The sequence below is a fragment of the Protofrankia sp. CiP3 genome (genome assembly GCF_917627345.1).
GTDB lineage: Bacteria > Actinomycetota > Actinomycetes > Frankiales > Frankiaceae > Protofrankia.
Window position 1 is genome coordinate 98199 of sequence record NZ_CAKJTM010000007.1, and the last position, 14718, is coordinate 112916.

Genomic DNA, 14718 nt, shown 5'->3' on the forward strand with positions numbered 1-14718 from the left:
GGCCCGAGTTGTCCGCCCGAAGCAGGTGCGGCGCGCGGGGCCCGCGGACTCGACGCCCGCCGCGGCCAGCCCCCAGAGCGTCGGCATGGACTCTGTTGACTAAGTGGTCGCCGCCGGAAGTTCATCCAGGGCCTGCCGGCGCCAGGCGGCGCCTCGCGTCATCGCTCCCCGCACATCGCTTCGCGATGCACGGGTACCCCGGCTCGTCGGTCGACACCCCACGGACCAGGGTGACTCCCCACTCCGCCTTGCGATGTACGCACCCCAGCCCCGCTCCTTGATCCACACCCCTGTTGCCGGGCGCTCTAACTCATAGTGTTGCCGGAATATATTCGGCCATCACGTCCTCGATCCGTGCCACCAGCAAAAAATCCAGTTCTGTGATCTTCTGCCCGGCCGTGTAGGTGGTGAGGCTAAAGTGCAGGGTTTCCCAGCGCAGGTCAATATCTGGGTGATGCTCAAGCTCCTGGGCTGGCCCCATCACGTCGTTGATTGCCTTGACGCTGGTGTAGTAGTCCAGGTGAAAGGTTTTATGAATTTCTTCCCGGTCCGTGGCCTTTTCCCAGCCAGGTAACGCGCTGAGGCGGCGGGTGACATCCTCGGCCGGTAGCGGGTCGCGTAATCCCATCGTCACCCTTCCTAAAGCGTCTGTAGCACTTGGCGCACTTGACGACCCACTGGGGCGTCATGCCACGGGGCAAGGTGGTGCCATACCCCGTTCAGCTCCTGGCGCAGACGCGCGGAACTGGTTTCCTGGGCGATGGTGGCGGCCTCGTACACAGCCTCGGCCGCCGCATCCGGCTGCTCCACGTGGGCGTGGGCCACCGCTTGCCGCGCGCGGTATACACCAGCGTCCCGCCGGGAACCAGACGGCAGGCCGGTGAGGACCTGGTCCCATAACGCCACTGCCTCCATACCAAGACCCAGGCGGGTATAGCAGGTAGCGCGCTGGGCCTCGATGTAAGCGGAGCTACGGCGACAGGCATTGTACCAAGGGTAATCATCGTCCACCCGTGGAAGCAACGCCGCCGCTTTATCGAGCGCGTAATCGGCTCCGCGCCGGTCGCCCAATAGCGCGTGGCCGTGAGCCGATTGCTGCATGGCCTGTACACGAACCTTGGCACACAACGTCGTTTCGTCGGCCAGCGCCGCCATCGTGAGATCAAGGGTACCGGGGCCGTCCTGTTGGTCCGTGCATATCATGGCCTTATTCGTCAGGGCGTGGCGGACAAGCTGCACGTCTCCGACCCGGTGAGCGACTTCCAAGGTGCGATTAGCCCAATGCGAGGCCGTACCCAAATCTCCGGCATCCTGGTACAGCCAAGTTACGAGGCCCGCATAGGCGGCGTTGGCCCGCAGTAACGCCCGGCGGACATCGCCGCAGGCGACCTTGAGGAGCTGATAAATGAGTCCCTGCTGAACCAGCACCGAGGGAATAACTGTGTGCGGTCCGAGCGCGGCCTCGGCCGAATAGTAGCCGTCAATTTGAGCGGCCAGGTGTTCCACCAGCTCCGGGGCGACCTGCTTATAGGAAGCGAGAGGCATGGCCTTTCCCCCGACCAGAAACCCGGCCCCGCTGCCTGCCAGAAAAGTCCGCCGGTCTATCGCCACAATAACCACCTCCCCGACGGTCGCGATAACCCGGTACGGGTCTGCTCCGTCCGCTTCTGCCGCACCCGCTTCCAACCGGGCCGGAACCGTCAAGGCCGTTACCCCGGCCTCCGCCGGCGTGCGCTGGCCCGGTAGCCTGAACCACAAATGCGCTTCCGGGATGCGCAACAGCTCTGCCCAGCGGATCAGTTTGGTCAGGTCCATCAGCGGCGGGCCGCCCTCGATGCGGGACAGCTGAGTTTGGGTAATCCCCATCCGTCGGGCCACCAACTCTTGCGGCAGCGGTGCGCCATGATGGGGATGCAGGCGGTAGGCGGCAATGACCTGGCCCATGTGCCAGGAGGCAAGGGCGTCCCGAAGCTGGTCCGACGTCTCCCAGAACGCGGGCGGCACGGTCGGCGCGCCCGTCTCCAGCTCCACCATCCGGCGCTGGCACTGCCCGCACTGGCCGGTCTGGTTGTCGCGCGCAAGCCGGACACTACACCGACAGTAGTGATGCTGGCGTCGCTCATCGCTCACGGTCATCCCCGGCCTCTGCCGTCGGCTGTGGTGGGCTTCCCAGGCTGGAGTCTAGCCGTCACCATACATTGATCAAATATGCCGCGCATAGCCGTCATGCGTCCCACTGCTACCGATCACCAGGTCGCCGCGCCAGCCTCAAATACGGCCCTGGTGCCGGGTCGAGGGCCACCGGCCAGCTCCCCGGCTCCAGGCGCCATCCACTAAGGACAGGAGGCGCACGGTGCATGGTGGCTGGGTGAGCGGGGGCTGCTTTGGCGGCCCCTTTGGTCACGACAACCTGCCTTTACGCCTGCTCCACATGGAGTGCCGGGTAGTGGTGGCCCAGCTTGAGGAGTTGGCAGCCAATTTGGCGCGACACCGGGAACGCCTGCCTGTTCTGCCGTTGGAATATGCCGCCCTCATGGAGGGCACCGAGAGTGTCACGAAGGAGGCCGGGTGGATAGTGGGGATGCTTGCGAAACTGGCTGAGCAGGAAGAGCGGCGACAGTCCGGGAATCCGTCGCCGGGAGGATCAAGCCCTATGCCGTAATCAATGGGTGAGGAAGTCCCGAGCGCGGCGGCGAACTCGGCCTGAGTCAGGCCGCTGTCAGCCAGGGCGCGATCGAACCAAACCACGACCTCGCGCGTGTCGCGGTCAAGGGCTATCAGGCACCCCCTACATTGGTTATCTAATCAGACAACCTCCATGCCTGTCCGTCAAGCCGGACGCGTGCCGTGCCCCGGGGTGGCGGCCTGTGACGGATCACACCCCCTTGATATGTCTACGGGTGGGCCGGCCGGACACGGCACAGGTCGACGACACCGATGAACGGCGCGCGGCGGTGCGGTTATCGTGCGTCCGCGTAACTGACATTGACGGTGCTGAAGCCCACCGCGCTGAACAGGCCCCGCAACATTCCGGTGGTGTTCCGTTCAGCCAGAGTCAGGACGGAACCATCGGCCTTCGCCGCCTGGGTCATCCTGTCCGCGGCTATCACATAAAGTTGGCGATCGTCGCTGGCGCTGCCAGTGAGAAAGCCGCCGATCCGATCCAGCACGCCTTTCTGCCGGGCGACGACATAACTGTGTTCCGGATCAACTTTCGGTTCCGACAGAGTCGGTATCGGCAACCGGACGGACACCGTCCGTCGGTCTTCGGAGACTGTCACCGCATTCCCGCCGATCTTTTCGAAATCAACGACAGCGTCGACGCTGCCGACGCCTACGAACAAAGTCCGCTCACCCCGCAGAGCGGCTGGTATGAACTTGGTCTCGTCCGCCAGATCGACAACGACCTCGAAATGGGCGCTGGCCGCGTGGTAGTCACTGAGATCGGTCAGGGAACGCAGCACCGCGGGCGGGCTGCGGTCGATCGTTTCCCGGCCGAACGGGTTTGTCAGCGACGGCCGCCAGCCGCTGACAAAGCCGATTCCAGCGAACACCAGTACCGCGCTGACAAAGACAAGAAACAACCGCATGATACGCGGGCGGACCCGCAGCAGCGCGACGGCACCGGACAGAATGCCGGATCTTTCACTCATGACCGCTGATGTACCCAGAAACGCCCATCGCCACGCACCGGCGGCCGGGCTATGATCCCAACCTGGCCGAGGGATGCACGATCACGGCTCCAGCCGCGCCTGGCAGCCCTTGAGGGGACTTGAGGGGACTCGGTCACGGAGCGGTCCCGATCGGCCCGGAGCGCTCGGACGGCGACCGAGCGGTCGGGACGAGGCCCTGGCCGTCGCTGGACCGGCTCGTGTCCGTCCGCGCCAGAATGATCGCGGTACGGTCGTCACTCGGACGCCCGGGCGCATGCGCGCGAACCGCTTCGAAAACCGCGTCCAGTAACTCCTGAGGACCTCGTGACCGGGCCCGCAGGATCTCCGCGACAAGCCTGTCCTCACCGAACTGCTCACCGCTTGCGTTGCGGGCTTCGGTCAGGCCATCGGTGTAAATGAACAAGGCGTCGCCGGGCCGCAGCCGCAGGGTCGCGGTCGCCCAGGCGCCAGGAGCGGCCAACAGGCTGGATACCAGTGGCCCGGTGGCGGTGAGCGCGACGACAGCCGCGGTCGGTTCCGCGGTCGACGGAGCCGACCAGAGCTCCCCGGATCTGCCGGGGCGAGCAACGGGCCGGTCGGTCCGGCCCCGCCGCTCCGGCGGGCAGCCCGCATCGGGCCGGGGCTCCGGTGACTCCGCGCGGGCCTCCCCGCTCGGTTCCGCCGGTACGGCCGGAACCCCGACGGCGGCGAACCGCTCTGGCGACGGGCCGGAGCGGCGCAGCAGCAGCCCCTGCGGATGGCCGGCGTTGGCATATTCGACCGTTCCGCTCGCCGGGTCGACCACAGCGACCACGGCCGTGGCGAAGACCTCGTCTGTCTCGCCCAGATTGTCCACGACCCATTCGATGGCGGCGCCGGGGTCGGACACCCCTCCGGTCAGCGCCGCGCCCAGCAGCTGTTTGAGCCGCAACGCGTACACACCAGCCGCCGACCCGTGACCGGAGACATCGCCGACGACCACACCGACCCGGCCGCCGGGCAGGTCGACCGAATCGAACCAGTCACCCGCCAGCTCCCCCTCAGCCGGATCAACCCGCCCGCGCACGATCAGCCCGGACGCGTGCAGGGTGGACGGGGTAAGGGCGTCACGCAGGGCGACCACAGCGGGCCCCTCCTGGGCGAGCGCCTCCCAGAGCCGGTCGTTCTGCCGGACAAGGCGCACCAGCTGTGCCCGCATCGCGTCCACGTTGCCGGCGAGCTCGACAAGCTCCTTGGGGCCGACCGCGGGAACGCGGGTGTCGTAACGCCCCGCGGCGACCGCGTTGACCGCGCGGCGCAACGAGGCGATCGGCCGCAGCAGCCAGCGACGCACCACAACGCTCAGCGTGACCACGATCACCGCAACCAGGAACACCGCGGTACCCAGTGAGCTGAGCAGCAGATCCTGAGCACCGGCAACCCGGCCAACGGTGGATATCTGCTCCCGGGAAATCATGATCTCCAGATTGGTCACATCGGTGCGCAGCGCGCTCAGCCGGGTCCGAGCCATCGCGGACTTCTCGACGTCACGGGCAGCCACCACAGCGCCGCCGCTCATGGCCGCCAGCTCCGGCCGCGCCACCTCCGAAAGCCATGCCTCATGTGCTCGAGTGACCTTGCGCAACTGGATGATCAGCGTGGCCCGGTCACCCAGCAGCGCCTCCAGCCGCGCATAGTGCACCGGGATCAGCTTGCCGGCCTCGTCGAAGGAGTCGAGGAAGGAGCGGTCCTCGGTGATCAGATAACCGCGAACACTGCTCTCCTGGTCGACGTAGTCGGCGAGGAGCATGGCCGCGGTGGTCGCGGCGGGGTCCAACCGGTTGCCCCGCTCGGCCGTGGCATGGTCGGCCCGCACCGCTGAGTAGACCGCAACCGCGAGTGTCGCGATGCCTACGACCAGGGCCAGGGCCGCCATCATCCGGATGCCCCGGCGCAGACCCGCGACCTCGGCCACGGTGACTCCCTTCGCTCCCTCGAAACCCTCGCCACCTGGATGCCGGGCTCGAAGCATTCTCGCCCAGCACGATGACGGCGCCGCGCGCAGCCAGACGCTCCTGACGGGTGACGAACCTCCCACTGGGCACACAGGCCACCCACAGGCCACCCACAGGCTGTGCCCAGGCCGGACTTGGCTGGGCGGCGCCGGGGCAAGGAGCTTCCTCAGGGAGAGTTAATGATCGCCGTTGTTCACAACACTTCTCCATCCGTTACGCTCTGCCTGGTCAACGCTTACCAGCTGGGAGGCAATGCCACACGAATCCGACACCGGCAGCCAGCCCCGGCAGCCAGCCAGCGCCGGCAGCCAACCAGTGTGGGAAGCAACCAGCGCGGGGAAGCGAGGAGGCAATCACGTAATGACGGCGGAGACTCCGGCGAGGCCACCGCGGGTGCGAACAAAATCACGACGGCAGGCTCGCACGGACCTGCCGCAGCCACCGGCCGACGCCGCCATCTGGAGCCAGGGGCTCACCAAGCAGTACGGTACCCGGCGCTCCGTGGACCGGATCAACCTGCATGTTCCCACCGGGGCGTTGTCGGGCTTCGTCGGGCCGAACGGAGCCGGTAAGACGACCACGCTGCGGATGCTCCTCGGGCTGATCCGCCCCAGTGATGGCCACGGTTTCGTGCTCGGGCACCCAGTCGGCAGCCCCGCGGGCTATCTGTCCCGGGTCGGCGCGATGATCGAGGGGCCGACCTTCCACCCCGGGCTCACCGGGCGCGCCAATCTGCTCCTGCTGGCCCGCCTGCGCCGGCTCGGCCCGGAACGGGTCGCTGAGACGTTGGACACGGTCGGCCTGACCAGCCGGGCCGACGACCGGTTCTCCCTCTACTCGCTGGGCATGAAACAGCGACTGGGAATTGCCGCCGCACTGTTGCCGGGCCCCGAGCTCCTGATCCTCGACGAACCGACCAACGGGCTCGACCCAGCGGGCATCCGTGAGATCAGAAGCCTGCTGAAGGACCTCGCCGGGGCACGGATGACGGTTTTCGTTTCCAGCCACCTGCTGTCAGAGGTCGAGCAGATCTGTGACCATCTGGTCATGATCCGCACCGGCCGGCTGCTCTTCCAGGGGCACGTGACCGACCTGTTGGCCGCCGAGGATCCACGGCTCGTGCTGACGCCTGAGCATGCGGGAGACACCGAACGCCTCGCCGCTCTGCTGCGCGACCACGGCCTGCGGGTGGATCCGCCGGAGCCCTCGACCGAGTCAGTGAGCGTGCACGCCCCCGAGGCGGTGGCCGCGAACCTCAACAAGATCGCTATGAAAGCGGGGATCACACTGCGCGCGCTGACCGCGTACCGGCCCACGCTGGAGGAGACCTTCCTGGTGGCGACCGGCGGGGTCGACGGGGATCTGATCCCGCGTAGCCGCAGTTCACCGGATGCCTCGGTCGGCTTCCACCCACCCCGCGTGCCGGCCCAGGACATCCCTGGACGTGCTTCATGACGCCGATGTTCCGAGCCGAGTGGGTCAAGATCGGCCGCCCTCGGTTCTTCTTCGGCACGCTCGCGGCCATCGCCGCCGTGGCAGCGCTCGGCGCGGTATTGACCATGCTGTCGGTCGGGCACAGCGATTACGACGGCGTGCCCGTCACGGCAACCGCGCTGGCCGCTGCGGACGGGGTCATGCAGGGGCTGGAGGCCGTCAGCATCCTGCTCGGGGTGATGGCCCTCGCGGTCACCGCCGCCGTGATCGGCTCCGACTTCACCCATGGGACGCTGCGTAATCAGCTCATAGCCTATCCCCACCGGCTTCGCCTGCTCGCGGGCAAATGCCTTGCGCTGGCGGCTTTCGTCACTGTGATGGTCACCGCGGCGATGGCGGTGGCCGCCGCCGTGTCGTTCGCGATCGCGCCCGCGACGGGCGTGAGTACCGCGGCCTGGCACAGCAGCGCTGGTCTGGTCGAAATCGGCAAGGGATACCTGAACGTGCTCATGGCATCCCTGGGATACGCGACCATCGGCGTCCTGGCGGGGGTCGTGTTCCGTTCCCCCGCCGCGGCGGTGTCGGTGGGCCTTGCCTACGCCCTGCCGCTGGAGATGCTGGTATCGCGCATCTGGAGCCCGGCGGCGACCTGGTTGCCCGCGCGGCTCATGGACACCTTCGCCGCGGGCGCGCACGGGTATCACATCACCTACGCCGCGGCCGGCGGCCGGATTCTCCTCTTCTGCGCGGCGGCCGTGGTGGTCGCCGCCGGGCTGTTCAGGCACCGTGACATCACGTCCTGACCAGGCTCAACCGCTTAGAGGCGCCGGCAGGCTGGGGCACGCACCCCAAGCCCGCTCCTTGACCCACGCCCCGGTTACCGGTCGCTCTCAGGGCAGTACGGCACGCAGGTCGACACGCATCAGCCACTGGTCGAGCTTGAACGGTGGATACGGCCAGGGGATGGCGTCGAGCACCAGCTGGTTGACGGGGAGCCACATCACTCCGCGGTGCGCGTCGACAGCGCCTCGCCGGACACCGATGTAGCGGGTGGAGGGGCCGCGCAGGCCGCGCAGGCCGATATCCACCGGCCGGCCCACCACGAAGGTCATATGCCGTCCCTGGCCCGACGGCCGGATGACCTGCACCGTACCGTCGAGCCCGGCGAGCACAATCGCCCCGCTGGCCGGATCGAGGACGATGCTGCGGATGAGGCCGCCCTCGCCGGTGCCCGCGACGAAGTACTCGGGCGGGTTCAGCGCTCCCCAGCTTTGCGCCGGCCAGCCGTCGACCGTCGGCGTGCGGCTGACCAGGCCGCGCTCACTGCCGATCTTGGGATAGACCGCGAGGGTGGCGGCACGCAGTCCGTCCGCCCTGGTGCGGGCAACGTACAGGGTGCCGTTCCCGTCGAAGCAGGCGGTCTCCATCCGGGAGTTGTCTGCCGCGGCACGTACCGGGAGGCTGCGCGGAGTGATTCTCCCGGCTGCCCGGCTCCCGGTGCCCGCGGCGTAGGAGAACTCCTGGATGGGAAACGAAACGACCCGGTTGTCCGCTGTCCGGCAATCGCTGATCAGCACAAACCGTTCATCGCCGGCCCTGCTGGTAGGATCAGCGACAACCTCGCGGGGGCTCACCACCACCGGTATACCGAAGACGTGGGTCTCGGGGTACTGCCAGCTGGCGCGTACCCGGCCCGTGCTGTCGACGACCAGCAACGCGCCTTGCTCGGTGCCGAGGCTCCCAGCGCCGAAGTACTGCGCGATCACCAGATGACCACTGCCCGGCAGCTTGCTGATTGCCGCCGGGCCACGGGGCGATCTCGGTTCGCCCCCGGCCTCACGCGGAAAGGCCCTTCCCGACGTTTCCGGCGGCGCGGTCGCGGCCAGCTGGTCCGTCGTCCACGAATGGGCCGGGTCGTAACGCCACGATCCGCCCCGCGCCGGGCGGCGGATCTGCCCGAGCGTGGGCAGCTCCCCGTAGACAGCCGTGTCCCACCCGAAATAGGGCATGGCCGATACGAACATCACCCGTTCGTCCGGACCCGCACCGATCACGGCCACGTCGGCCACGTCGGCTCCGCCAACGCCGCGGAACCTCGTTTCGGCCCGCGGCAGCTCCGTCCGCCCCGTGCTCGACGGTATGACCAGCCGGGTGAAACTCACCGAAGCCGGCTCGAACACCGCGAGCTCCATGCCCGTCCCGGTCGGCTGTGCCTGGTTGTCCGAGAAGGGTGTGGTGGCGGTGAACACCGTCCCATCGGACGTGACCGTGGACATGTAGGCGGCCTGGCCGGGACCAAAACCCCAGCCCGCAACACCGACTGTCGCAAGCTGGGTGTCTCCGGCGCGGTCCCCGAAGCTGCCGGGCGCACCGAACAACACGAGCGCGTCAGACGGAGTGGCCGGCCGCGGCCCACCCAGTAGTTTTGCCAGGCCCGTAGCCGCGAGGGCACCGAGACCGCTCGCGGCGGCACCGACCACGACCCGGCGGCGGGTCGCGCCCCGGTGCCTCCCCCGGGCCCCGCCCCGGCCGGTTTCCGGCGCCGCCGGCACCGCTGCCGGGACGGGGCCCGGGACAGCACCATCAGTCAGATCCGCCACCGGCATGGGCCACGGCGCGGCCCGCTCCCCAGCTGCCACGGCGAGCCCGTGACTACCCGTCGCCCGGCCGGTGCCGCAGCCCGGCCCGATATTCTGGGCGGCGTCGCCGGATACATCCCTGGGCGCGGGCGGATAGTCCCCCGACGCGGATTTCCGACGCATGGGTCCTAGTCTCCGATGAAGACCGTGCCATGGATGGTCCGGACCAAAAAACGGCGAGGTGAGCTACCGCTCGGCGCGAGAGCTGCCGGACAGTGCCGCGGACCGCGGCGGGCGTTGCGCCGGCAGCCCGGGATCCACGACCGGCTGGTGGGTACCCGGCCCGGCCGGTCGCCGTGCCGCGACCGGGACGCTCAGATCCGACGCTGCCGGCCGGTGTGCCCGCAGCATCATGAAACCGGTCATGGACGCCGTCACCGCCTGGCAGACGAGCGCGGCAACCGCCGTGGCGAGCAGGTCGCCGCCGGCCGCGGCCAAGGCGGCGCCGGTGATGACCGTACCGGCCGCGAGCACGCCCACCACCTTCTGCTGGCCGGCCCCCAGCAGGTAGTTGGTGAACAGCAGCGTCATGGCGAGACAGGTCATGGCGAGCGCCAGGACCCACAGCGCGGGCGCGCCCGCGATCAGGTGCGGGCCGAAGACGACCGAAAGCATGGGGACGGCCGCGACCGCGCCCAGCCCCACCAGCAGCAGGCCGGGGGCAACCACCCAACCAGCCGCCGCGAGCAGGACCGCCGTGGCGGGACGGCCGCGCTGCCGGCGTTGGGCCGCCTCCGGAAGCAGGAAGTTCGCGACCGCCAGGCCGATGAACACCGGCACCTTGCAGGCGGTCGCGATAGCCGCGTACGCCCCTGCCTCGGCGGGGTTGAGCCAGCCGACGATGACCACATCCATGTTCTGCAGCATCGCCAGCGGCACAAGCGCCCCGAGCGCGGTTATCGTGTCGCGCCGGAGAGCGTGCCTGGTCCGCACCCGTTGGCCGCCGGCCCGTCGGCGATCCCCATCCGCGGGCGCGGATCGGGGGCCCGGCAGTTCATGCCTGCCATGTGCGCCCAGGGCCGTACGCCGACGGGCGTGTTCAGCGGCACACAGCACACCGACAATCAGCCCAAGGCCCGCGCCGTTGACTCCGAATCCGGCGAACACCAGGGCAATGGTGACAACGATTCGGCCAATGCCCTCAAGTACGAAGTTGCCGGCGAGCTCCTGGTAGGCACGACCCGCCTGCAATAGTCCGCGCTCAACCGAAAGTGAGACCCAAATCGCTGCCGCCGCAATTGCCTCGGCAATCGCGAAGGGATGCGGATAAGACAGGACCGCGGCAACCGGCCCGTCTGCCAACAGACCGAGTACGCAGGTGACGGCAGCCGCGACAGCGCAGACAACACGCAGCCGGTGAATCCAGAAACCGCGCGCGTGCTGGCTGTCACCGGGACCGGGTATGCCCCGCCGCACCACCGCGACCTGCAACGCCGAGCCACCCATCGAAAGTATCAGGAAAATCCCGGTCTGAACGACCAGCGCACCGTAACCGGTGGCATTGAGTACGCGCGCAAGCACCAGATTGGCCAGGAGATTTCCGCCATTGACGGCAACCCCGGCAACCGCGAGCGACCCGGGGCCGGAGAGCACCCGCGCAAACAGCCCACGCCCTGCGATCGCCATCCACCTTCCTCCCGCATGCTTTGGTGCCCGGCCCGGTGCCGACGTTTTGCCGCCATTTTCCGAGCGTCGTCTACCCACGGTAGGCCAACGCCACACCCGGCCCGCATCGGGTACCGGCGATCTGGCACCATCGTCGCGCGGAGTATGGCGTGCTGAGTGCGCGGCGGCGCGGCCGGACTGTGCCGAAAACAACAGGGCAAGCTGGGAGCCCAGCTGAAGGGAGTAAACCGGATGCCCGCAATTGCGACACCCGCGGGCGGCCTGGGCCGGCAGCTGGATGCGCTCGCCGGGCGCCATGTGGTGTTTCTCAACTGGCGTGACCTTGAACACCCCCAGGCCGGCGGCGCCGAGCTGTACTGCCAATCGGTCGCGGAACGGTTCGCCGCGGCCGGCGCGCGAGTGAGCCTGCTCACCTCCCGCCCGGCCGGCACACGACGATCACAGATCGTACGGGGTATCACCATCAACCGCTCAGGCGGGACGTTCGGGGTGTATCCAGCCACGCTGGCTCGCCTTCTCCGTGACCGGCACAGCATCGACGCGGTGGTGGACTGCCAGAACGGCATCCCGTTCTTCAGCCCGCTGGTGCTGCCGGCCACCCCGGTCGTCCAGGTTCTGCACCACGTCCACCAGCGCCAGTTCCCGCTCTACTTCCCGGCGCCGGTGGCCAGGATCGGACAGCTCCTGGAGACCCCGGGCAGCCGGTGGGTGTACCGGCGGTCTCCGGTGGCCGTCGTGTCACCCTCGACGCGGGACGAAGCGTGGGAGGTCCTGAGGCTGCGCGGGCCGCGTTTCATCGTGCCCGGCGGTGTCGATACGCCCCGGGATGACGGGATGAACCGGCCCGCTGACCGGCCGACCATCGTCTGCGTGGGCCGGCTCGTCCCGCACAAACGACTGCATCTGCTGCTGGACGCCCTTCCCGCGCTTCGCGCGGCCCACCCCGGGCTGGTCGTCGACCTGGTCGGCGACGGACCGGACCGGGAACGCCTCGGCCGGCACTCGGCCGGGCTCGGTCTCGGCGACGACGTTGTGCGCTGGCATGGCTACGTGGAGGACAGGCAACGGGACCAGCTGCTCTCCACGGCCTGGTTGACCGTCAATCCGTCCCATGGCGAAGGATGGGGCCTGTCCGTGCTGGAAGCCAACGCCCATGGCGTACCGGCGGTGGCATTCCGTGTACCCGGGCTGCGCGATGCCGTCCGGCATGGCCATACCGGCTGGTTGGCGGACGATGCCGATGGGCTCGGACCCACGATCGACATGGCGCTCTCCGCGCTCGCGGACCCGGTCACGGCGGCCCGCTGGCGTGACCGGGCGCGTGCGTGGGCCGCCTGCTTCTCCTGGGACGCCACCGCCGAGCTGCTCGCCCGTGTGGTGACCACCGAGATCGACAGGCTGAGCAGCCGTGCGCCCGGCCGTCACCCGCGCGAGTCACGACGCGCTGACCTGCTGGTCACCCGTGCGGAGTTCCTGCTGCCGCCGACCCAGGCGCTACCAGCCCTGCGCCGTACCGACCTGATCTACCGCGATGTCCCCGACCGCGACGAGCCCTGCCAGAGCGGCACAGGCCGGGCCGAGGACGGCTTCGACCGCGCGGTCGCGGTCCTCTACGGTGCGGGGCCCGCCGAGGCACGTGCCGCACTCGATCGGGCCGGTGTCACCGGCCCGATCGAGGTCCGAACCGCGACCGGGGAGGACCTGCTGATCGCCGCGGTCCGCTGCGCGCTTCCCGATGCCGTGAAAGCGGACCGAGCTTCAGCCGCAACCGCTTAGAGCGCCCGAGGATAGGACTGTCCGGCTCGCGGCTCCCCGCATCCCGCCCGGCCACACCGGGTCGATCAGCTCAGCTCACCGAGCGCCGTCCGGTACAGGGCGGCGAAGCGCCGCACCGCGCATGGATCAAATAAGTCACGGTGGTAGCAGAATGTCAGATACAGCTCATCGCCGTAACCAACCGCGGTGATTACCAGCCCCTGCGGCATACCGGCGAACGCCGCGAAGTGAAACGACGTGACCTGTGGGCCAGCGGTGCCCGCTGCCGGCAGGTCGGGAATCCGGCCGAGATTCGTCACGCTGGCCGCCGGCATCAGCAGCGGCCGAGCCAGGGCCACGGCGACGCGCAGGAGCGCATGGCGCACCGGGCCTGGCAGGCTGGCCACAACGCCAGCCGGGACCCTGGCGCCCGCCGGCCGATCCGCCGCCTTGCTGGCTACGGTCTGCCTGCGTACCGTGGCCAGCAGGATATCGGGACGCTGACGCTCCCGGGACGTCGTGGCTATCACCGCTTCGCCCGTGTGGTTGCCGAGCGCGGCATCCCCATCCCGCTCCCGGATGTTGATCGGCATTCGCATCCGCAGCGTCCCGGTCGCCCGCCCAGCCGCGCTGTTCCAGCGCTCCACCGCGGCCTGGGCAGCGGCGAGCAAAAGATCATTGACCGTCGCCGGCCCGCCGCAGGTGGGCTGACGGGGCTTCGGGACGGGAAGTGTCTCGCTGTGCACGCCATACGTCGGGTGATGACGCTCGGCGAGAGCGCGGTCATGGCGGGTCCGCCGAGCGGCTGTGACGGCAACCCGGCCGGGCAACCACCGCCGCGGCACCGCGAGATCGGGCAGACGCCCGCGGGCCGGGCGTCCCGGCCCGGCGGTTGCCGGGCGGCAGCCAGCCGGGCGGACGGGGTTCGCGACAGCCCGCTCGGTCGCCTCCGCTGTCGGCCCTCCCGCTCGGGGAGCCATCTCCGGTACGTCGCTTGGCGGCGCGCTGAGCTCCAGGATCGCCCGCAACAACGTCGCCACGCTCAGCCCGTCCAGAGCGACGTGATGCGCGGCGAGCGCCACCGCGTCGCCGCCGGGAAGCCGCATGTGCAGCACCCGTAGCGGGGGTGCCGCGGCCAGGTCGAACGGGCGCGAGCAGAGATCCGCGAACCGCGCCCACACATCATCGCCGTCGTCACCGGTCAGCACCGCCACCGTCGCTACCGCCGCGTCGTCGGCCGACACGTCCGGAAACCACCATCGGCGGCCGGACAGACCCGTCCGCAACCGGGCGCGTGCCATGGGATGTCGAGCCAGGACGCTGCGCACCGCCGCCCGCAGGCTCTCGGGGTCGATGGCCACCCGGGTGCGGGCGATCATTCCCAGCGAAATCGGCGCGGAGCGGCGATCCGATGCCATGATCAAATCTTCCAGCACCGAAAAACGCCGTTCCCGCACACGGCCCGCCGATCCCGCCCTGGCCTCGCCAGTGGCAAACAGCCCCAACGAGTGGGACAGCAGTGATCCGGATGGGGGGTGCGGAAGCGGCGGGACAACTGATTCCGGAAGCGACGTCGGCCGTCGCATCGCGCGGGAGTCGATGCTGACACCTTCCTTC

General features: G+C 69.0%; 10 protein-coding genes. 3 read left to right on the forward strand and 7 right to left on the reverse strand.

Annotated features, from left to right (window positions below; all coding sequences use genetic code 11):
- Positions 1–310 precede the first annotated feature (310 nt).
- From MJ797_RS04530 to MJ797_RS04545, 4 genes are all read right to left on the reverse strand, one after another.
- Positions 311–628 carry a 4a-hydroxytetrahydrobiopterin dehydratase gene (locus tag MJ797_RS04530; protein ID WP_239332103.1) on the reverse strand — a complete coding sequence of 106 codons (318 nt, stop codon included), beginning with the start codon at positions 626–628 and terminating at the stop codon, positions 311–313.
- 11 nt (positions 629–639) lie between these two features.
- Positions 640–2136 (reverse strand): helix-turn-helix domain-containing protein, encoded by a 1497-nt coding sequence (locus tag MJ797_RS04535; protein WP_239332105.1) that lies wholly within the window; start codon positions 2134–2136, stop codon positions 640–642.
- An 824-nt stretch (positions 2137–2960) separates the two neighbouring features.
- The gene (locus MJ797_RS04540) at positions 2961–3653 is read right to left on the reverse strand and encodes a DUF4230 domain-containing protein (RefSeq protein ID WP_239332107.1); all 693 of its coding nucleotides are present in this window, start codon (positions 3651–3653) and stop codon (positions 2961–2963) included.
- 133 nt (positions 3654–3786) lie between these two features.
- Positions 3787–5607, reverse strand: a complete 1821-nt coding sequence (locus tag MJ797_RS04545) for a SpoIIE family protein phosphatase (RefSeq protein ID WP_239332109.1) — start codon at positions 5605–5607, stop codon at positions 3787–3789.
- A gap of 400 nt (positions 5608–6007) precedes the next feature.
- Here MJ797_RS04545 and MJ797_RS04550 point away from each other — a divergent pair, with 400 nt between their 5' ends.
- Entirely contained in the window at positions 6008–7102 is a 1095-nt protein-coding gene (locus MJ797_RS04550; protein ID WP_239332111.1) for an ATP-binding cassette domain-containing protein, read from the forward strand.
- Positions 7099–7884 carry an ABC transporter permease subunit gene (locus MJ797_RS04555; protein WP_239332113.1) on the forward strand — a complete coding sequence of 262 codons (786 nt, stop codon included), beginning with the start codon at positions 7099–7101 and terminating at the stop codon, positions 7882–7884. Before MJ797_RS04550 ends, MJ797_RS04555 begins: the two co-directional genes overlap by 4 nt.
- A gap of 87 nt (positions 7885–7971) precedes the next feature.
- On the opposite strand, the gene MJ797_RS04560 is transcribed toward MJ797_RS04555, so the two are convergent.
- Entirely contained in the window at positions 7972–9843 is a 1872-nt protein-coding gene (locus tag MJ797_RS04560) for a hypothetical protein (RefSeq protein WP_239332115.1), read from the reverse strand.
- 63 nt (positions 9844–9906) lie between these two features.
- Positions 9907–11346: a lipopolysaccharide biosynthesis protein gene (locus MJ797_RS04565; protein ID WP_239332117.1), complete on the reverse strand. Its 1440-nt coding sequence runs from the start codon at positions 11344–11346 to the stop codon at positions 9907–9909.
- Positions 11347–11577: 231 nt separating this feature from the next.
- Between MJ797_RS04565 and MJ797_RS04570 the strand changes: the two genes are divergently transcribed.
- Positions 11578–13122: a glycosyltransferase family 4 protein gene (locus MJ797_RS04570; RefSeq protein WP_239332119.1), complete on the forward strand. Its 1545-nt coding sequence runs from the start codon at positions 11578–11580 to the stop codon at positions 13120–13122.
- A gap of 65 nt (positions 13123–13187) precedes the next feature.
- Here MJ797_RS04570 and MJ797_RS04575 read toward each other — a convergent pair whose 3' ends face one another.
- Positions 13188–14519: a condensation domain-containing protein gene (locus MJ797_RS04575; RefSeq protein ID WP_239332121.1), complete on the reverse strand. Its 1332-nt coding sequence runs from the start codon at positions 14517–14519 to the stop codon at positions 13188–13190.
- Between the last annotated feature and the right edge of the window lie 199 nt (positions 14520–14718).